This window comes from Streptomyces sp. NPDC045846, assembly GCF_056431605.1.
In genome coordinates this window covers 47,222-66,548 of the sequence record NZ_JBWKKJ010000010.1, presented here as the reverse complement: position 1 = coordinate 66,548, position 19,327 = coordinate 47,222, and the positions used below count along the sequence as shown (strand labels likewise).

19 protein-coding genes are annotated in these 19,327 nt (G+C 72.7%); 6 read left to right on the top strand and 13 right to left on the bottom strand.

The window, feature by feature from the left end; translation table 11 throughout:
• Positions 1-5: 5 nt before the first annotated feature.
• Positions 6-785: a lysophospholipid acyltransferase family protein gene (locus AC07F3_RS27355; RefSeq protein WP_114035687.1), complete on the bottom strand. Its 780-nt coding sequence runs from the start codon at positions 783-785 to the stop codon at positions 6-8.
• Positions 786-939: 154 nt separating this feature from the next.
• Here AC07F3_RS27355 and AC07F3_RS27350 point away from each other — a divergent pair, with 154 nt between their 5' ends.
• Together AC07F3_RS27350 and AC07F3_RS27345 are read left to right on the top strand one after the other, a co-directional pair.
• Positions 940-1,719, top strand: a complete 780-nt coding sequence (locus AC07F3_RS27350) for an alpha/beta hydrolase (protein ID WP_479117086.1) — start codon at positions 940-942, stop codon at positions 1,717-1,719.
• Positions 1,712-2,290 carry a hypothetical protein gene (locus tag AC07F3_RS27345; protein WP_479117085.1) on the top strand — a complete coding sequence of 193 codons (579 nt, stop codon included), beginning with the start codon at positions 1,712-1,714 and terminating at the stop codon, positions 2,288-2,290. The genes AC07F3_RS27350 and AC07F3_RS27345 overlap by 8 nt, the downstream gene beginning before the upstream one ends.
• A gap of 83 nt (positions 2,291-2,373) precedes the next feature.
• Here AC07F3_RS27345 and AC07F3_RS27340 read toward each other — a convergent pair whose 3' ends face one another.
• The 6 genes from AC07F3_RS27340 to AC07F3_RS27315 all read right to left on the bottom strand — a co-directional run bounded on the left by AC07F3_RS27340 (position 2,374) and on the right by AC07F3_RS27315 (position 7,252).
• Entirely contained in the window at positions 2,374-3,120 is a 747-nt protein-coding gene (locus AC07F3_RS27340; protein ID WP_479117084.1) for an endonuclease/exonuclease/phosphatase family protein, read from the bottom strand.
• A gap of 70 nt (positions 3,121-3,190) precedes the next feature.
• On the bottom strand, positions 3,191-4,144 hold the full coding sequence (locus tag AC07F3_RS27335) for an ROK family glucokinase (RefSeq protein WP_469833661.1): 954 nt from the start codon (positions 4,142-4,144) through the stop codon (positions 3,191-3,193).
• Between the two features lie 137 nt (positions 4,145-4,281).
• Positions 4,282-4,713: a DUF5304 domain-containing protein gene (locus tag AC07F3_RS27330; protein WP_479117083.1), complete on the bottom strand. Its 432-nt coding sequence runs from the start codon at positions 4,711-4,713 to the stop codon at positions 4,282-4,284.
• Between the two features lie 70 nt (positions 4,714-4,783).
• A complete protein-coding gene (locus tag AC07F3_RS27325; protein WP_479117082.1) occupies positions 4,784-5,914 on the bottom strand; it encodes an ArsA family ATPase in 1,131 nt (376 codons plus the stop codon).
• Positions 5,914-6,366 (bottom strand): SRPBCC family protein, encoded by a 453-nt coding sequence (locus AC07F3_RS27320; RefSeq protein WP_479117081.1) that lies wholly within the window; start codon positions 6,364-6,366, stop codon positions 5,914-5,916. Before AC07F3_RS27320 ends, AC07F3_RS27325 begins: the two co-directional genes overlap by 1 nt.
• Positions 6,367-6,490: 124 nt before the next feature.
• Positions 6,491-7,252 (bottom strand): metallophosphoesterase family protein, encoded by a 762-nt coding sequence (locus AC07F3_RS27315; RefSeq protein ID WP_479117080.1) that lies wholly within the window; start codon positions 7,250-7,252, stop codon positions 6,491-6,493.
• 275 nt (positions 7,253-7,527) lie between these two features.
• Between AC07F3_RS27315 and AC07F3_RS27310 the strand changes: the two genes are divergently transcribed.
• Complete coding sequence (locus AC07F3_RS27310; protein ID WP_479117079.1) at positions 7,528-9,321, top strand: AMP-dependent synthetase/ligase; 1,794 nt, start codon at positions 7,528-7,530, stop codon at positions 9,319-9,321.
• Positions 9,322-9,994: 673 nt separating this feature from the next.
• On the opposite strand, the gene AC07F3_RS27305 is transcribed toward AC07F3_RS27310, so the two are convergent.
• On the bottom strand, positions 9,995-11,137 hold the full coding sequence (locus AC07F3_RS27305) for a glycosyltransferase family 4 protein (RefSeq protein WP_479117078.1): 1,143 nt from the start codon (positions 11,135-11,137) through the stop codon (positions 9,995-9,997).
• A 151-nt stretch (positions 11,138-11,288) separates the two neighbouring features.
• On the opposite strand from AC07F3_RS27305, the gene AC07F3_RS27300 reads away from it, so the two are divergent.
• Positions 11,289-12,515, top strand: a complete 1,227-nt coding sequence (locus tag AC07F3_RS27300; RefSeq protein ID WP_479117077.1) for a glycosyltransferase 87 family protein — start codon at positions 11,289-11,291, stop codon at positions 12,513-12,515.
• A gap of 17 nt (positions 12,516-12,532) precedes the next feature.
• Here the strand turns inward: AC07F3_RS27300 and AC07F3_RS27295 are convergent, their stop codons facing one another.
• The 5 genes from AC07F3_RS27295 to AC07F3_RS27275 form a co-directional block, all read right to left on the bottom strand.
• The gene (locus AC07F3_RS27295; RefSeq protein ID WP_479117076.1) at positions 12,533-13,765 is read right to left on the bottom strand and encodes a hypothetical protein; all 1,233 of its coding nucleotides are present in this window, start codon (positions 13,763-13,765) and stop codon (positions 12,533-12,535) included.
• A gap of 16 nt (positions 13,766-13,781) precedes the next feature.
• On the bottom strand, positions 13,782-14,810 hold the full coding sequence (locus tag AC07F3_RS27290) for a C40 family peptidase (protein WP_479117075.1): 1,029 nt from the start codon (positions 14,808-14,810) through the stop codon (positions 13,782-13,784).
• Between the two features lie 236 nt (positions 14,811-15,046).
• On the bottom strand, positions 15,047-16,072 hold the full coding sequence (locus AC07F3_RS27285) for a C40 family peptidase (protein ID WP_479117074.1): 1,026 nt from the start codon (positions 16,070-16,072) through the stop codon (positions 15,047-15,049).
• A 275-nt stretch (positions 16,073-16,347) separates the two neighbouring features.
• Positions 16,348-17,709 carry an NYN domain-containing protein gene (locus AC07F3_RS27280; RefSeq protein WP_479117073.1) on the bottom strand — a complete coding sequence of 454 codons (1,362 nt, stop codon included), beginning with the start codon at positions 17,707-17,709 and terminating at the stop codon, positions 16,348-16,350.
• 45 nt (positions 17,710-17,754) lie between these two features.
• Complete coding sequence (locus tag AC07F3_RS27275; protein ID WP_114035671.1) at positions 17,755-18,009, bottom strand: hypothetical protein; 255 nt, start codon at positions 18,007-18,009, stop codon at positions 17,755-17,757.
• A 155-nt stretch (positions 18,010-18,164) separates the two neighbouring features.
• On the opposite strand from AC07F3_RS27275, the gene AC07F3_RS27270 reads away from it, so the two are divergent.
• A complete protein-coding gene (locus AC07F3_RS27270; protein WP_479117072.1) occupies positions 18,165-18,914 on the top strand; it encodes a rhomboid family intramembrane serine protease in 750 nt (249 codons plus the stop codon).
• Positions 18,911-19,192: an Lrp/AsnC family transcriptional regulator gene (locus tag AC07F3_RS27265; protein WP_388975429.1), complete on the top strand. Its 282-nt coding sequence runs from the start codon at positions 18,911-18,913 to the stop codon at positions 19,190-19,192. The genes AC07F3_RS27270 and AC07F3_RS27265 overlap by 4 nt, the downstream gene beginning before the upstream one ends.
• Positions 19,193-19,327: the final 135 nt, after the last annotated feature.

Sequence of the window (19,327 nt, the reverse complement as noted above, 5' to 3'; positions counted from 1 at the left end):
CGCGGCTAGTCGCCGGGCCGTTCCGCCCGCTTGGCCTGCTCCAGCTCGCGGGCCCGCTCGGCCTTCTCGGCGGCCTTCTGCTCGTCGGCGATCCGCTTGGCCTCGTCGGCGATCTGGCGCTTGGCGGCCGTCGCGTAGATGTCGACGTACTCCTGGCCGGAGAGCTTCATGATCTCGTACATGACCTCGTCGGTCACCGAACGCAGGATGAAGCGGTCGCCCTCCATGCCCTGGTAGCGGCTGAAGTCGAGCGGCTTGCCGATCCGGATGCCGGGGCGCATCAGCTTGGGGACGACCTTCCCCGGCGGCTGGATCTTCTCGGTGTCGATCATCGCGACCGGGATGACGGGCGCGCCGGTGGCGAGCGCGACCCGGGCGAGACCACCCGGCTTGCCGCGGTAGAGGCGGCCGTCGGGCGAGCGGGTGCCCTCCGGGTAGATGCCGAAGAGGCCGCCGCTCTTGATGACGTCGATGCCCGCGTTGATCGCGGCCTCGCCCGCCCCGCGGGCGCCCGAGCGGTCCACCGGGAGCTGGCCGACGCCCTTGAAGAACGCCGCCGTCAGCTTGCCCTTGACCCCGGGGGAGGTGAAGTACTCGGCCTTCGCGATGAAGGTGACCTTGCGGTCCAGGACGGCCGGCAGGAAGAAGGAGTCCGAGAACGAGAGGTGGTTGCTCGCGAGGATCGCCGGGCCCTCGGCGGGGATGTTCTCCAGGCCCTCCACCCACGGCCTGAAGGCGAGCTTCAGCGACCCGCCGATGGAGAACTTCATTGCGCCGTAGATCAACTCGGATGCCTTCCTGTGCTTGTCGAACAGACCTTAACCCGTACCGGGACCGCCCTCCCGCGCGACGGCTCTGGTCGGTGTCAGTCCGGTCGCGTACCGTGAAGTACGACTCCCCCGCACAACCCCGCCCCTGCTCATGAACAGGAGACCCCTGGTGCCGGTCCTCCCTGGAGCCGAGCCGTTCCGCCACGAGGGCGGAGAGGTCGGCGTCCTCCTCTGTCACGGTTTCACCGGTTCCCCGCAGTCGCTGCGCCCCTGGGCCGACCACCTCGCCGAGCGCGGCCTCACGGTCTCGCTGCCGCTCCTCCCCGGCCACGGCACCCGCTGGCAGGACATGCAGCTCACGGGCTGGCAGGACTGGTACGCGGAGGTGGACCGCGCCCTGCGCGAGCTCCAGGAGCGCTGCACCCGGGTCTTCGTCTTCGGGCTCTCGATGGGCGGCGCGCTGGCGCTGCGGCTCGCAGCGAAGCACGGCGACGAGATCAGCGGCCTGGTGCTCGTCAACCCGGGCAACAAGGTGCACGGCGCGGCCGCCCGGGCGCTGCCGGTGGTCCGCCACTTCGTACGGTCCACGAAGGGCATCGCCAGCGACATCGCCAAGGAGGGCTCCGAGGAGGTCGGCTACGACCGGGTGCCGCTGCACGCGGCGCACTCGCTGCGCAACTTCTTCAAGCTCGTGGACGGTGAACTGCCGCAGGTGACCCAGCCGTTGCTGGTCCTGCACAGCCCGCAGGACCACGTGGTGCCGCCGGCCGACTCGGCGCGCATCCTCAGCCGGGTGTCCTCCACGGACGTCCGCGAGGTCCTGCTGGAACAGAGCTACCACGTGGCGACGTTGGACCATGACGCGGAGCGGATCTTCGAGGAGAGCTACTCGTTCATCGGCCGCCTCGCTCCTGGCGTCGGGACGAAGGGGAGCACGACCGGTGGCTGAGCACGACGCGGACCGCGAGCCGCAGCCGATCGACGAAGAGGCTGCCTGGGCGGCGATCGTGGCGGGGTACGGCGAGGAGCCGGCCGACCCGCCGGGCACCAGACCCTTCAGATCGGTGGAGGACCTCGCCCTGATCGAGGACGAACCCGACCAGGGCGACGAGCTCGACGAGACGCCCGAGCCCGCCAAGGGCGCGGACAAGAACGCCGACAAGGGCTTCGACAAGCCCGCGCTCGGCAGCTCGGTCGTGTTCGCGCCGGGCGTGGGCGGGCCGCGCGACTTCCAGCCCGCCGAGTCCTCCGACGACGACCTGGACGACTCGGACGAGGGCCACTTCGTGCCGCCGGAGCCGCCGCCCCTGCCGGAGGCCGACGTCACGGCGAAGTTCGCCTGGCTGGGCGTGGCGGGCGGGCCGCTGCTGCTGATCCTCGCCGCGATCTTCGGCTGGGACATGACCTGGTGGCTCACCACCCTGGGCGTGGGCGGCTTCCTGGGCGGCATCGCCACCCTGTTCGCCCGCATGCAGCACGACGAGGACGACGACGATCCGGGGCGCGGCGCGGTCGTCTGAGCGGGTTCGTTCCGCGCGACTTTCCCGTGCGGGTCGACGGTTGCCCCCACTCCTGAGGGCGCGGCCCCGCACGGGGCCGCCGCTCACCCCGTGGGCACCCGGAGGGCCGCGAGCACCGGCAGATGGTCCGTGGCCGCCATGAGATCGGCCGCGTCCAGCCCCAACGGCACACCGCAGCCCAGCACCTGGACGCCCCGCGTCGCGAAGATGGCGTCGATCCGTTGATGCGGGTCCCGGGGCGTGGAGGTGAACTCCCCGCCCCACGGCGCCACTTGACGGCAGTCCTGGAGCTCGGCGGCCAGCCGGCCGAAGCTCCGCCCGTCCGGCCGCTCGTTGAGGTCGCCGCCCGCGATCGCGTGGTCCACTCCCATCCCGGCGAGGCGGTCGAGCAGCGCCCCGGCCTGTTCGTACCGCTCGGCCTCCTGGAGGCTGAGGTGGGCGCTCAGGACGCCGACCCTGGCCCCGCCGATCCGTACCACCGCGGTCGCGAAGCCGCGCCGGTGCAGGCCGGGGGTGAGCGGGAGCAGCACGTCCTCGGTGCGTTCCACGGCGGCCCGCAGGGAGCAGAGCAGCATCGGGCCCGCGGCCGTGGCGCCGCCGCTCAGGACCACCAGGTCGGTCGCCGCCGCGAGGCGGGCCGCGGCCTTGCGCCACCGGAAGAAGCGGGGGGCCTCCTGGACGAGGACGAGGTCGGGCGCACAGGCACGGATCACCCGGGTGAGCGCCGCGTTGTCGTCGCGCATCGAGCGGATGTTGTAGCTGAGGACACGGATCACGGCGGAGCCGTCCCGCGTCGCGGACGCGGGCAGGCCGTCGGCGGGGCTCGTCATGGTCCACAACGTACGACAGCGCCCGCCGGTCCGGGGTGGACTCGGCGGGCGCCGTCGGTGCCGCAGGGCGCTACATGATGGGGTCGGGCTGCCTCGCCAGGTCGGCCGCGCCGACCAGACCGGCCTTGTTGCCGAGCTGGGCCGCGATGACCTCGGCGACCGGGCGCCAGTTCCCGCCGACCAGCCAGCGCTTGTAGGACTTGCGGATGGGGTCGAGCACCAGCTCGCCCTCGTCCGAGAGCCCGCCGCCGACGATGAACGCCGACGGGTCGAAGAGCGAGGCCAGGTCGGCCAGGCCCGCGCCCGCCCAGCGGGCCAGCTCGCGGTACGAGTCGACCGCGACCGCGTCGCCCTGGCGGGCGGCCATCGAGATGTGCTTGCCCTCGATGCCCTCGGGGGTGCCGTCGCCGAGCGAGAGCAGGAACTCGGCGTTCTCCGGGGTGGCGTTGGCGCGCTGCTTGGCGTAGCGGACCAGGGCGCGGCCGGAGGCGTACTGCTCCCAGCAGCCCTGGCTGCCGCAGCCGCACAGCAGGCCGTCCGGCACCATGCGGATGTGGCCGAACTCGGCGGCCACGCCGAAGTGGCCGCGGCGCAGCTCGTTGCCGATGATGATGCCGCCGCCGAGGCCGGTGCCGAGCGTGATGCAGATGACGTTCCGGTGGCCCTTGCCCGCTCCGAAGCGGTACTCGCCCCAGGCGGCCGCGTTGGCGTCGTTCTCGACGACGACCGGGAGGCCGGTGCGCTGCTCGACCTTCGCCTTCAGCGGTTCCTGGCGCCAGTCGATGTTGGGCGCGAAGTAGACGGTGGACCGCTGGCGGTTGACGTAACCGGCGGCCCCGATGCCCACGCCCACGATCTCGTGTCCGGCGCGCGCGCCGTCGACGGCCGAGGCGATCGCGTCCACGATGGCATCGGGCGTGCCGGGGGTCGGCACCTTGTGGGTCGAGAGGATGTTGCCGTCCTCGTCGACCACGCCCGCCGCGATCTTCGTGCCGCCGATATCGACACCGATGGTGAGTCCCATGAATCCCTCAGTTCGGTCGAGCCCCGCTACGGCCAACCGTACCCGAGCCGGGGCGCCACCCAGCGTGCCGATCCCGTGTTCGCGCCGGGTGTGAGGGACGGGCCGGGCCTTCGGCGGCGCCCGCCCGGCGCCGGGTCTCAGTCGAGGTCGATGTGCTCGGTGGGGCCGGTGCCCTCGTCGCGCTTCTTGTCGTCGGTGGCGGTCCAGCGGCGCTCGTGGCCCTCGACGGCGGAGCGGTAGGCGGCGAGCAGTTCGTTGCCGGCCGCGGCGAGGTGGTCGAAGACCTCGGGGTTGCGCTCGATGACCGGCTCGACGGCGGACTTCGCCTGGCTGATCAGCTGCTGCACGGCGCCCTGGGCGGCGAACCCCGACAGCCCGGAGGGGCCCTCGAAGAGACCGCTGACCTTGTCGGTGACCGCTCCGAGCAGCTTGCGCAGCTCCTCGGCGGCCGACCCCGGCTCGGTCCCGTACTGGGCGCGGCGGCGCGCCTTCTCGGCTGCCAGGTCCTCGGCGCAGGCCTCGGCCCAGGCATCCGCGTCGGGGGCGGGGCGCTCGGTGGCTTCGCTCATGGCGGACTCCAGCGGCTGGTGTTCCTACGGGTCTGTTTCCTTCGACGTTACCCGAACGGGGGTATCCCGTTCAGCGGCCCCGCGGCCACAGCTCGGGATCGGGCGCGAAGCGGACGTCCAGGACGCCGTCGCGCAGCCCGGCCCCGGTGACGGTGCAGCGGCGCAGCGCGGACGGCAGCGCCACGATGCGGCGGAACGGGCCGACGGTGAGCAGGAGTTCGTCGCCGCGCCGCACCAGCGCGAGCCCGTCCTTGACGGCGCCGGGCAGCGGCAGGCTCCACACCAGGACGTCGTCCTCGGCGAGCCGGTCCTCGACGGTCCACTCGGGCGCGCAGGCCCCCGGACCGTCCGGCCCGGGGGCGACGGCGAGGCGCTCCAGGTCGTCGTCGCCGCGCGGATCGCGGCCGAGGTGCGCCACTTCGCGTACGGCGGGGAACTCCTCGGCCAGCTCCGTCAGGTGCTTGCGCTGCTGGGCGACGAGGCCGGCGAGCCACGGGTCGGGGGTCTCGGCGGGCAGCAGCCGGTTGGCGACCACCGCGTCGAGGGCGAGCCGCTGCACGGCGAGGCCGAGCCGGGCGGTGCGCAGCGCGTCGGCGGCGGCCGGGCCGGGTTCCGCGACCAGCCGTACGGTCGTGCCCGGGTCCTCGATCACGGCCTGGACGGCGGCCAGTTCGGTGTCCCAGCGGGCGGCGGTCTCGTACAGCCACTGCGCGGGCATGGGCACCCCGGCGAGCTGGGCGAGGACCGGGCGCAGCGAGCGGGCGGCCTGGCGCTCGGGCGGCAGGAGGCGGCGCAGATAGCGGCGCAGTCGCTCGGGCAGGGCCAGGGTGGCGAGAGCCCGGTCGGCCGGGGGGAGGTCGACGACGAGCAGGCCGGGGCCGTCGGCCGCGGCCTCGCGCAAGGCGCTGAGCAGGGCGAGCTGTTCGGCGCCGGGGAGTTCGGTGAGCTCCTCGGCGTCCAGGCGCGAGGCGCCGAGCAGGTCGAGGGCGGCGCCCGCACGGTCCTGGAAGGCGAGGAACTCGGTGCGGAAGTGGGCGGCCGAATCGATGTGCCGGACGGAGACTCCGGCGAGTTCGCCGGGGAGCCGGTCCGAGGTCAGCAGGGTGACCCGGGTGCCCCGGCGGGCGGCGGCGAGTGCGGTCGCCGCCGCGACGGTGGTGCGGCCCGCGCCGCCGGGACCGGTGACGAGGACCGTACGCATCAGGCCGCTGAGCCCGCGGAGCCGCTCTCGACGCGCTTCTTCAGACCGGCCAGGGCGCGGTCGATGATGACCTTCTCCGCCTTGCGCTTGATCATGCCGAGCATCGGGATCTTGACGTCGACGGTCAGCTGGTAGGTGACCTCGGTGTGCCCGCCGGGGGCGTCGGCCAGGGTGTACGAGCCGTCCAGGGTGCGCAGCATCTGGGACTTGACCAGCGTCCAGCTGACCTGGTTGCCCTGCCAGGTGTAGGCGAGGGTGTGGTCGTCCTTGATGGCGCCCGCGTCGAGCAGCAGCCGCACCTTCTCGGCGTGGCCCGCGGCGTCGGTGGCGAGCACCTCGGCCTCCTTCACCTCGCCGGTCCACTCCGGATAGCGGGCGAAGTCCGCGATCACGCCCATGACGTCGGCCGGGGCCGCCTCGATGGTGATAGACGAGCTGGTGTGTTCCGCCATCGTCGTGGCTCCTCCAGTGCGCGGTCCGGGTCTGGTTCTCCCCCGCGCGGACGGCGCCGACAGCGGTGGGGAAGTGTGTGTGCAGGCTATCGCGTACGGGCCGGTCGCCACTCCAGTGGCCGGATCACCACTCCAGGGCGAAGGGCCGGGAGGTGGCCGCGAAGTGGCCGACGTTCACGCACTCGGTGCGGCCGATCCGCATCCGCCGGGCCAGCGGCTGGTGCACGTGGCCGAACAGGGAGTAGCGCGGGCGGGTCCTGCGGATCGCCTCCAGCAGGGCGCGCGAGCCGCGCTCGAAGCGGCGGGCGACGGTGTCGTACACGAGCTCGGGGACCTCGGGCGGGATGTGCGAGCAGAGCACGTCGACCTCGCCGAGCGCCTCGACCTTGGCGGCGTACTCCTCGTCGGAGATTTCATAGGGCGTTCGCATCGCGGTCCGCAGCCCGCCGCCGACGAAGCCGAAGACGCGCCCGGCTATCTCGACCCGCTGGCCGTCCAGGACGGTGGTGCCCGGCCCCGCGTACTGCGGCCAGAGGTCCGGCATGTCGACGTTGCCGTACGTGGCGTACGTCGGGGTGGGGAAGGCGGCGAACATCTCGGCGTACTGGCGCCTGACCGCCGCCTCGATGGCGGCCTCCCGGTCGAGCCCGGCCCACAGGGAACGCCCCAGCTCACGGGCCTCCTCGAAGCGCCGGGCGGTGCGCAGGGCGACGATGCGGTCGGCGTTCTCGACGCCGAAGAGGTCGGGGAAGATGCCGCGCGAGTGGTCGGCGTAGTCCAGGAAGAGGACCAGGTCACCGAGGCAGACGAGGGCGTCCGCGCCGTTGCCCGCCTTGGCCAGGCCCTCGGCGTTCCCGTGTACGTCACTGACCACATGAACTCGCATGAGAGCCACCTTAGGCCGTCGGACCTGCGGTTACTTCCGAGTGCTCAAAGGTGTGGACTACTGTGCGCGAAGCAGTGTCAAACATGTGTGACGCACCGAACATCTGGCCAGAACCCCCTATCGGGAACCCACTACCGATGGGTAACGTCCGGGCAGTCCAGTCGTGCTCGGAGTTCCGCCCCCCACGGATTCCCCCGGGCACCTGCCCGATCTTGGACCGCAGCCGGTGCGTCACACAGAGCCGTGGCACCGGCGCCCGATGAGGAGCAGCAGTCTTGCGCGAGTTCAGCCTTCCGGCCCTGTACGAGGTCCCTTCGGACGGCAACCTGACGGATCTGATCCGCCGCAATGCCGCTCAGCACCCCGATGTCGCGGTCATGGGCCGCAAGGTCGCGGGCGCCTGGGCCGACGTCACCGCCCGTCAGTTCCTCGCCGAGGTGCGCGCCGTCGCCAAAGGCCTGATCGCCTCCGGCGTCGAGGCCGGCGACCGGGTGGCCCTGCTCTCGCGGACGCGCTACGAGTGGGTGCTGCTGGACTTCGCGATCTGGAGCGCGGGCGCCGTCACCGTCCCGGTGTACGAGACCAGCTCGCCCGAGCAGATCCAGTGGATCCTCGGCGACTCCGGCGCGACGCTCGCCATCGTCGAGTCCGCGGCGCACCGGGCCTCCGTCGAGTCGGTCCAGAGCGCTCTGCCCGCCCTCAAGGGCATCTGGGAGGTCGAGGCGGACGCCGTCGCCCGGCTCACCGCGACCGGCGCGGACGTCTCCGACGAACTCCTCGACGCGCGGATGTCCTCCGCGCACGCCGACGACCCGGCGACGATCGTCTACACCTCCGGAACCACCGGCCGCCCCAAGGGCTGTGTGCTGACCCACCGCGCCTTCTTCGCGGAGTGCGGCAACGTGGTGGAGCGGCTCAAGCCCCTCTTCCGCACCGGCGAGTGCTCGGTCCTGCTCTTCCTGCCCGCGGCCCACGTCTTCGGGCGGCTGGTCGAGGTGGCCTCGGTGATGGCTCCGATCAAGCTCGGCTGCGTCCCCGACATCAAGAACCTGACCGAGGAACTCGCCTCGTTCCGGCCGACGTTGATCCTCGGGGTGCCGCGGGTCTTCGAGAAGGTCTACAACTCGGCGCGCGCCAAGGCGCAGGCCGACGGCAAGGGCAAGATCTTCGACAAGGCCGCGCACACCGCGATCGCCTACAGCACGGCGCTCAGCTCGGACGCGGGGCCCTCGGTCGGCCTGCGGATCAAGCACAAGGTCTTCGACAAGCTCGTCTTCAGCAAGCTGCGCGCCGTGCTCGGCGGGCGCGGCGAGTACGCGATCTCCGGCGGCGCGCCGCTGGGCGAGCGGCTCGGCCACTTCTTCCGCGGCATCGGCTTCACGGTCCTGGAGGGCTACGGCCTGACCGAGTCGTGTGCCGCGACCGCGTTCAACCCGTGGGACCGCCCGAAGATCGGCACGGTCGGGCAGCCGCTGCCGGGCTCGGTCGTACGGATCGCGGACGACGGCGAGGTGCTGCTGCACGGCGAGCACCTGTTCCAGGGTTACTGGAACAACGAGAGCGCGACCGCCGAGGCGCTGGCCGACGGCTGGTTCCACACCGGTGACATCGGCACCCTCGACGAGGACGGCTATCTCGCGATCACCGGCCGCAAGAAGGAGATCATCGTCACCGCGGGCGGCAAGAACGTCGCCCCCGCGGTCATCGAGGACCGCATCCGCGCGCACGCGCTGGTCGCGGAGTGCATGGTGGTCGGCGACGGGCGGCCGTTCGTCGGCGCGCTGGTCACCCTGGACGAGGAGTTCCTGGGCCGCTGGGCCGAGGAGCACGGCAAGTCCGTGGCGACGGTGGCCGCGCTGCGCGACGACGCCGACCTGCTCGCCGAGGTGCAGCGGGCCGTGGACGACGGCAACGCGGCGGTCTCCAAGGCCGAGTCCGTACGCAAGTTCCGCATCCTCGGGGCGCAGTTCACGGAGGAGGCGGGGCACATCACGCCCTCGCTGAAGCTCAAGCGGAACGTGGTGGCGAAGGACTTCGCGGACGAGATCGAGGCAATCTACACCCGCTGACCTCCCAGCCCCGGGAGCCCCGGGGCCCCGCCCCTCACCGGCCCCGGCCTGCGGCCCCGGGGACCCCGGGGGCCCCGCCCCTCACCGGCGGCCCCGGCCTGCGGCCCCGAAGCCGCGGGCCTCCACCCCGCACCCCGCCTGCTCAAACGCCGCAGGGGCTGGATTGGCCCCCTGTCCCTGCCGCCTCGGCCTTCGAAATTCCCCTCCGGCCGGTGGACACGGGGCTCCGCCCCGGACCCCGCTGCTCAAACGCCGCAGGGGCTGGATTGGCCCCCACTCGACACGGCGAGGCATCACCCCCCCTAGGGGCGCGGGGAACTGCGCGAGAACCACGCACGGCCCGCAGCAGACAACAGCCCTGCCAAGGGGCGCGAGGAACTGCGCGAACAACCACCCACAGCCCGCGACTGACAACCGACCCCATAAGGGGCGCGGGGAACTGCGCGAGCGACCACCCACGGCCCGCGGCCAAAACCCCACCCCTTGAGGGGCGCGGGGAACGGCGCAAAAGGGCGACAACGCGGCCGCTCCACCCCCCGCCCAACAGAAAGGGGCGCGGGGAACGGCGCATGAGGACCACCGCGCCCGCCCCCAGGGCCCTCCCGGCAAGGGAGGCGCGGGGGACGCCGCCAAGGGGCAGACGGGCCCGCCCGTCAAAACCCCAGCCGGACGGCTAAAGCAAACCCCTCAGCTTCTCCGCGAGGAGATCCCAGCGCCACCTCTCCTCGACCCACACCCGCCCCCGCTCCCCCATCCGCCCCCGCAGACCGGGATCCCGCAGCAGGGTCACGATGCGGTCCGCCGAGTCCTCGGGGGACCCGCCCCGCACGACCCAGCCGGTCTCGCCGTCGAGGACCGCGTCGGGCGCGCCGCCGGAGTCGCCCGCGACCACGGGCAGGCCGGTCGCGGAGGCCTCCAGGTACACGATGCCGAGGCCCTCGACGTCCAGGCCGCCGCGCCGGGTGCGACACGGCATCGCGAAGACGTCGCCCGCCCCGTAGTGCGCGGGCAGCTCCGCCCAGGGCACCGCCCCGGTGAAGCGGACCGAGGACGAGACCCCGGTGTCGAGCGCGAGTTTGCGCAGGTCGGCCTCGTACGGTCCGCCGCCCACGATGAGCAGGACCGCGTCGGGCACCTTCGCGAGGATGGCCGGCATGGCGCGGATCAGCGTGTCCTGCCCCTTGCGCGGCACGAGGCGCGAGACGCAGACCACGACGGGCCGGTCGGTGAGCCCGAGCCGCGCGCGCACGGCGTCGCCGCCGGAGCCGGGGTGGAAGGTCTTCTCGTCGACGCCGGGCGGGAGTTGGACCATGCGGGCCGCGGCCTGCTGGGTCAGCGCGCCCGCGATCCGCGAGCGGGTGTACTCACCGAGATAGGTGATCGTGTCGGTGCCCTCGCCGATCCGCCTCAACAGCTGCCGCGCGACGGGCAGTTGGGCCCAGCCCGCCTCGTGCCCGTGCGTGGTGGCCACCAGGCGGTCGGCCCCGGCCCTGCGCAGCGCGGGCGCCATGAGGCCGAGCGGCGCCGCCGCCCCGAACCACACCGAGGAACACCCGTGTTCGCGCAGCAGGGCGACCGCCCGCCGGGTGACCCGGGGCGTGGGCAGCAGCATCGTGGTGCGGTCCCGTACGACGGTGAACGGCTGCTCGGCGTCGAACGCGGCGGTCGCCTCGACGCCCTCCCGGCTCCGCTTCCACGTCGAGGCGTAGACGACGACCTGCTCGGGATCGAGCCGCAGCGCCATGTTGTGCAGGAACGCCTGGATCCCGCCGGGGCGCGGCGGGAAGTCATTGGTCACGATCAAGGTCTTGTGCATCGCCGCCGACAGTACCGAACCCGGGGCGCGCTGCCGCGAGGCAGCCCGGGAGCGGCGCGCGGCCCCGCCTCACGGACGACGCGACCGGGCACCCGGCATCATGGCTGACGCCGGCCCCCGAACCACCTGAAACAAGGACGAGGCGGACACCATGAGCATCCCCCGGCGCACCCTGGCGGTGGCGGCCACCTGGGCCGCGACCCGCTATCTGCTGCTGCTCTGCGTCTTCCGGGTGCTGGTGCTCCCGGGCCCGGACGTCACGAGCGACGTGCACGTCATCTACCAGGGCTGGTCGCAGGTCCTCCTGACCGGCACGTATCCGCTGGACGACGTGACCTGGCAGTATCCGCCGGCCGCCGCGCTCGCGATCCTCTCCCCCGCGGCGCTGCCCTTCCTCGGCTACGCGACGGCGTTCTTCGTCCTCTGCTTCCTGGCGGACGCGCTGGTCTTCGCCCTCCTGATGTACGCGGCGGGCCGCCCCGGCAAGTCCCTGAACGGCGCCTGGGTGTGGGCGGTGGGCGTGCCGCTGCTCGGCCCCACCGCGTACGCCCGCTACGACCTGATGGTGACCGCCGTCGCGGTCGCGGCGCTGCTCGCGGGCGCCCGCCATCCACGCACCCTCGGCGCGCTGGCCGCGTTCGGGGCGCTCCTGAAGGTGTGGCCGGTCCTGCTCCTGGTCCGCGCCCCGCGCCGCGCCTGGACGACCGCCGCGGTGAGCGCCGCGGCCCTCCTCGTGACGTGTGCCGCGGCGGCGCCGGGGTCCCTCGCCTTCCTCGCCTTCCAGCGCGAGCGGGGCACGGAGGTCGAGTCGCTGGGCGCGCTGGTCTTCCACGCGGCCCGCCACTTCGGCTGGTCGGGCCGGGTACAGCTGAACTACGGCTCGGTGGAGTTCCTGGGGCCGTACGTGCCGCTGGTGTCCACCCTGGCGATGGCGCTGAGCGTGCTCGCGTTCGGCTGGCTGCTGCTGTGGCGCCTCCGGGCCTGGGACACGCGGCGCCCGAGCACCCTGGCCGACGCGGCCTTCACCGCCGTGCTGCTGTTCACCACGACGAGCCGGGTCATCAGCCCGCAGTACCTCCTGTGGCTCGTGGGCCTCGCCGCGGTGTGCCTCGCCTTCCGCCGCTCCCCGATGACCCGTCCGGCGCTCCTGGTCCTCGCCGCGGCACTTGTGACCCTCCTGGAGTTCCCGATCTGGTTCTCGCACGTGGTGGCGAGCGACTGGCTGGGCCTGCTCCTGCTGTGCGTACGCAACGGCCTCCTGGTGACGGCCTCGCTCCTCGCCTGCCGCCGCCTGTGGCGCTCGACCTCCGCCACCCACAACCTGCCCCCCGTCCCCGCTCAGCCCACCCGCACCACCGAGCCCTCCCGGACCGGCTGACGCGCGGCACCCGCCGCTCAGGCCAGCTGCTCGCGCACGTACTCCCGCCAGCGCGCGGTGAACTCCCTTGGCGACAGGCCGAGTTCCTCGGTCATGGCTTTCTCGACCGCGCCCTCGCGGTGCTGCTGGTCGCCCACCTTCCGGTAGAAGCGGGCCAGCGTCGCCTCGCTCCAGTGGGTCGCGATCAGGCGGCAGGCCAGCCAGCCGCCCTCGTAGGCGCGGGCCAGCCGGTCCGCGCCGCCGTCGAAGCCGAAGTCGGCGTCCGAGGGGAGGTCGGCGGGGAGCAGGCCCGCGCGGACGGCCTTCTGGAGTTCGGGGGCGGCCTGGGGCGCGGTGCGGCCGGTGTCGCGGTAGCCGACCCAGTCCGCGTACCCCTCCGAGAGCCACATCGGGGTGGCGGGCGAGGTGTGCGTGCGGGTGGCGACGTGCGTGGTCTCGTGCGTGAGGACGACCTTGCGGCCCAGGTCGCCGAGGACCGCGTACGCCTCCGGGTTGACGATCACCCGGTCCGCCGGGGCCGCCCCGGCGCCGCCCGCCTCGCCGGTGGTCACCGCCGCGATGCCCCGGTAGGAGGCGGCGGGCGCGCCGAGCAGCGCGGCCATGCCGTCCAGCGAGGAGGGGACGAGGACCACGACGCGGCCCGCCCAGCCGCCCGGCCAGGCCGCCGACACCGCGGGCACCGCGGCGTCCTCGGTGGCCGCGATCTCGTGCAGCTTCGCCGCGTCCTGGCCCACCCCGAGGACCAGGCTGTGCGTGCCGCGCACGACGGTGACCGGGCCCTGCTGCCACAGGAGCTGGGCGGCGCCCTGGGCGGGCCGGTCGCCGGTGACGTACCAGCGGCCGCCGCGCCGGTCGAGCGTGAGGGTGCGGGCGGCCGTCGCGGGCGCGGTGTCGTAGCCCTGGACGCGGTAGCGCAGGTCCACCTTCGCGGTGGCCGTCGACCCGTGCCGGTCCACCCCGGTGACCTGGTACGCCCAGGAGGTCAGCGGCACCTGCGCCAGGTTGCCGAACTCGGCCCGCTGGGCCGCCCGCAGGCCCGTGGCGGCGGGGTCGACGGCCGCCAGGTAGCCGCTCTCGTCGTGCGCCAGGACCGCCCTCGCGCGCCGGTCGAGGACCCGCTGCACCTCGCTCGCGGCACCGTCGGCGGCCGGGCCGGGCGCCGAACAGCCGCAGACGATCAGCAGCGCGGCGAGGACGCATCCCGCCGCCCGCCCGCGCCGCGCCGTCCGACCGCGTCCATGACCTGCCACGCCGCCGATCGTACGGTCACACGCGCGTCACCGAGGAAATGGGCATCATCCCGACGGGGTCGTACCGCACCGGCGCACCGGGATAGGGGGCGTGCACCACCTGGCCGTTTCCCATGTACATGGCGATGTGGCTGGCGTCGTGCCGGTACGCGATCAGGTCGCCGGGCTTCGCCTCGGAGAGCGGCACCTGGTGACCCGCGTACCGCTGCTCCTGCGAGGTGCGCGGCAGGCCGACGCCGGCCTGGGCGTACGACCACTGCATCAGGCCCGAACAGTCGAAGCCGGAGGGCCCGTTGGCGCCCCAGATGTACGGCTTGCCGATCGCCGAGCGGGCCGCGAGCACGGCCGCCGCGGCCCGCGAGGAGGCGGGCGCCGAGCCGGAGAGGGCGGGCAGTTCGGAGCGCCCGGAGCGGGAGGCGTGGTCGAAGGCGGCCCGGTCGGCGGTCGGCAGCGCGTTCAGCATCCGGCGCGCCTCGGCCAGCTTCGACTCCACGGTCCGCTTGTGCCGGGCCACTTCCGTGCGGCTGCGCTCCAACTCGACCAGCTTGCGGCCGGCCTCGGCGCGCTGCTGCGAGAGGCGGCGCTGCTCGTGCTGGAGGTCCTGGAGGGCACCGGCCTGACGCTCGCTCAGGCGGTCGAGGGTCGCGGCCTGGTCGAGGTAGGTGTCCGGGTTGGACGACAGGAGCAGGGCGAGCGCGGGGTCGATGCCGCCCGCGCGGTACTGCGCCCCGGCGATCGCGCCGAGCGCGCCCCGCATGCGGTTGATCTTCTCCTGGCCGCGCGCGACACCGTCCTGCGCCTGTCTGACCTCCTCGCGCAGCTGCTTGGCGTGCTCATCGGCCTTGTCGTACTGCTCGGTGGCCCGCTCGGCCTCCTGGAAGAGCCGGTCGACCTTGGCCTGGCCCGAGGAGCCCGGCTCGTGCGGGGCCGCGCTCGCGCCGGGTGCCGCGAGGGCTGCCGCGGCCGTCGCCGCCGCGGCCGAAAGGACGGTGACGCGGGCGCTCTGGGTCAGGCCCGACTGCGAAGGCCGGCGATGGGACGCCACGTATGCCGCACTCCCTTGCACTGCGTGCGGCCCCTGCCGCCCGGGCGGGCGGCGAGTCATCGGGGACACCGCACGCCGGACAGTAACCGGGCGCACGCCGGGCGGCCAACGACCGCGCCGCCTACGCAAAGTGACGCCCCACCGGAGAACACAGGTCACCGGCGGGGCGTCGCGTCAGCGCGGGTTGCCGCAATTCGCCCGTTTGGGCGGGGTCGGCGGCTGACGGGGAGGGCGGATCAGCCGATGCGCACACCGAACTGGAAGGGCATGTTGTCCATCGACTCGTAGCGCACGACGGTGCCGGTCCGCGGCGCGTGCAGCACCATGTTGTTGCCGGCGTACAGGCCGATGTGGTGCAGGTCGCCGAAGAAGAGCACCAGGTCGCCGGGCTTCAGCTCGCTGCGGCCGATCCGGGTGCCCGCGTTGGCCTGCTCCTGCGAGGTGCGCGGCAGGTTGACGCCGGCCTGACCGTAGGCGTAGCCCGTCAGGCCCGAGCAGTCGAAGGTGGCCATGCCGGTCGCGCCGTAGCTGTACGGCTTGCCGAGCTGGGTCTGGGCCGCGGCCAGGGCGGCGGCGCCGACCTGGGAGGCCGGCACGTCCTTGCCGAGGTTCGGGCGCTCGGTGGAGCGGTTGGCGCGCGCGTCGTCGGAGGCGAGGGCCGCCTTCTCCTGCGCGGTCAGGGTGTTGAGCAGCTGCTGCGCGTCGCTGAGCTTGCCCTGGACTTCCTTCTTCTTGGCGTCGAGCACCGTGCGGGTGTCGGCCAGGTCCTTCAGCTTGTCCTGGGCCTCCTTGCGCTCCTGCGCGAGGGTGCGCTGCTTGCCCTGGATCTTCTGGAGCGCCTCGGTCTGGGTGGCGCTCAGCTGGTCGAGCGAGGACGCCTTGTCCAGGAAGTCGTCCGGGTTGGACGAGAGGAAGAGGGCGAGCGAGGGGTCGATGCCACCGGAGCGGTACTGCGCCGAGGCCATCGAACCGAGGCCGCTGCGCAGGGTGTTGAGCTCCTGCTGACCACGGGCGACCTTGTCCTGGATCTGGCTGATCTCGGTTTCGAGCTGACGCTGCTTCTCCGTGGCGCCGTTGGCCGCCTCGGTCGCCTGCTCGGCCTCGTCGTAGAGCTTGTCGACCTTGCTCTTGACCTCGTCCTTGGTGGGCTTCGGGTCGGCCTGCGCGGCCTGCGAGGTAAGGGCGACGACGGCGGCGGCGGTCGCGCTGAGCACGGTCACGCGGGTGCGGCTCGCGGGCTTGGGACGACGGTGGGACCCCACGAAGGCGAGCTCCTTCTTCCTCAGCCGCCGAACACGGCACAGTCGGCGGGACCTTCACGGACACCCCGAACGAGTGATCAACCGCATGAAGGTACGAGGCCCGACCCTAGTGACCTTCCTGTGATCAGTTCAAATCCTGATGGGAAAAAATCCGGTCATCGTGAGGATTCTTTACTGTCATCCCACGCGCAGTAGTGGGCACTTGACGGAGCGCTCGCCAGCGGTCACCCGAATTCGGGCATTGAACACAGGAGTTACCAAAGGCCTCGAATGCGTCAGACGCGCGAAAGCCGCTTCAGGAGCAGCAGGGAGGCGACCGGGCGGGCGCCCGCCTTCGCCACGCCGTCCGCGACCTCCTTGTCCGTCGAGGCGACCACCACGGGCCGTCCCGACGGCTCGGCCCGCACCAGCTGACGGATCAGCTCGTCCGCGGTCACACCCGGCTTGGAGAACAGCACCCGTACGCCCCGGGGCGGCGCGAGCAGCACCGGCGCCGCCAGCTCCGCGCCGTCGAAGACACAGGTGACCTCGGCGCCCGTCTGCGCGGCGAGCACCGAGAGGCCGCCGAGCAGCCGCAGGCGCTGCTTCTCCAACGGCATCGTCGGATAGCCGGTCTTGGTGACGTTGTAGCCGTCCACCACCAGGTGCACCTGGGGCAGCGCGAGCAGCTGGTCGAGCAGCGCCGGGTCGGTCTCCGACAGCGCCCGGGCCGCGATGTCCTTGGGCGTCATGTTGCCCGGCGCGACCGCGTCCACGGTGTCGGCGGGGCGCACCGAGGCGGGCGGCAGGGCCAGTTCGCGGCGCAGGCCCTGGGCGCCCTCCAGGACGGTGTCGAGCAGCAGCCGCAGCCGCATGTCCTCGACGGAGCGGCCCTCGCGCACCGCCCGCCGGCTCGCCTCAAGACCGGCCTCGGCCTCGCCGAGCCGCGTCTTGAGCCGGCGCGCCTCGCTCTCGGCGGTGGCCACCTGGGCGGCCGCCTCCGCCTTGATGCCGTCGATCTCGGCGGTGACGCGCCGCAGCGCGGCCTCGCCCCGCTTCACATCGCTCTGGGCGCTGCGCAGTTTGCGCTGGAGCGTTTCGGCTTCCTTGCGGGCGGCGAGCAGTTCGAGGCGCAGCGCCTCGTTCTCGGACTTGATCCGGTCGCGCGCCTCGGCGAGCTCCTCGCGCAGCCGCTCCAGTTCGCGCCGGCCCTCCTCGTCGACCCGCTCGGCGAACGCCCGCTGGGCCTCCTCGCCGGCCGCGGCGACGAGCTTCACCCAGCCGGTGGGGCGCAGCACATAGGCGGCGGCCGCCACGTCCACGGGATCGGCGGCGGCCGGCGGCGAGCCCGCCTCGACGGCGCCCGCGAGTTCCGGCTGCGACTCCTTGAGCCGCTCGCCGATCCGCTGGCGGAACACGGGGTCGCTCTCCAGCGCGGCGGCCATCGCGTTGCCCGCGAACTTGGCGCGCCGGGTCGGGGTGAAACGGGCGTACTGCCGCAGTTGTCCGGGCAGTTCGGCGACGGTCAGGCCGCCGAACGCCTCCGAGACGAAGGCGACGACCCGGCGTCGCACCGCCTCGGGCAGCGGGCGGTCGAGCACCTCGGCGGGGCCGTCACCGGCCGAAGCGGCCGGTTCAGCACCGCTTGCATGCTCCACAATCCGTCACCCCAACTGTCATCCGTACCGCCTGGGCGGCCGCCCTCAGGAGGCGGTCGCGGTGTCGGTACCCGGCCGGTCCACTAGCTCGATCTGGTCCACCGCGTTGCACCAGCGGCAGCGGACCGACTCGATGGTCTCACTGACCACCTCGCGTTCCTCCACCTTGGGCTCTCCGGCGAGGTCCAGATGGACGTACTCGATCACTTTCGACGAGCGGGTGACATCGAAACGGGTGAGGTTTCCGCAGAGCGTGCAGCGCCACCGGGTCTCGGTGGTCATCTGGGGAACGGTGGTCATGTGGTGCCGTCCTCTTTTCCACTTCCATGGTCCAGGATCTCGCGGTGCGCCGTCGAACTGCGGGAGTACTGCCCGCAACCCTACGGCCTACCCGTCGGCCCTCGGCACGGCGAGGCGGTCTGTACCGAAAGCTCCCTTTGGGCCATTCTCTCCCCATGATCAAGTGGCGGGGAGCGGCGATCCTCAAGGGCGCGGTGCGGGGCCCGACCGTGACGTACGGGCTGATCACGGCGTGCTGTCTGCTCTTCGTCATCAGTCCGGTCTCCGGCCTGAACCCGGGGTACGGCACCGGCGACGCGATCCTGAGCGCCCAGAGCGACTACTTCGCCCGCTGGGGGGTCATCCCGCGGGACCTGATGGTGGGACGCCCGCACGCCCTGCTCACCCCGCTCACCGCCCTGTTCGTGCACGGCAGCTGGCTGCACCTGCTGGGCAACATGCTGTTCCTGTACGTCTTCGGCGCGATGGCCGAGGAGCGGGTGGGGCGCTTCGAGTTCGCCCTCTTCTACGGGGTGGCCGGCTATCTGGCGCTGCTCGGGTACGCGGCGGCGCACGCGGATTCGGACCAGACGCTCGTGGGGGCGTCCGGGGCCATCTCGGCGGTGCTCGGCGCCTTCCTCTGGCTCTTCCCCCGGGCCAGGGTGACCAGCATCTTCCCGTTCCTGCTGTTCCTGCCGCTGCGCTTTCCGGCCTGGATCGTGCTGGTCTTCTGGTTCGCCCTCCAGTGGCTGGCGATCCAGGGCTCATCGGCCGGGCCCGGCGTGGCCTACCTCGCCCATCTCATCGGCTTCGGCCTCGGCTTCCTCTACGCGTGGGCCCGGTTCGGCGGGGCGGATAGAGTGAAACGCCGAAAGCCCGTGAAGCCCGCGGGTCCGGCCGCCACCGAGGGAGAAAGCCAGCCGTGATCACCGCGATCGTGCTCATCAAGACCAGCGTGGACCGGATTCCCGAGATCGCGGAGTCCATCGCGGCGCTCGACAGCGTCAGCGAGGTGTACTCGGTGACCGGTACGTACGATCTGATCGCGCTGGTCAGGGTGGCCCGCCACGACGATCTGGCGGACATCATCCCCGGCAGCATCAGCAAGATCCCCGGCGTGGAGGCCACGGACACGCACGTCGCGTTCCGCACGTACTCCCAGCACGACCTGGAAGCAGCGTTCGCCATCGGCCTGGACTCGTAGCCCCCTGCGGGGTGGGCGTCGAAGCACGCCGGTCTGCGAACCGTGCGTGGCCGCTCGCGCAGTTCCCCGCGCCCCTGAGCAGGGTCGCCTTCAGCAGGACGCCCGCCACCAACGAGAGTGCCCACCCAAGCCCAC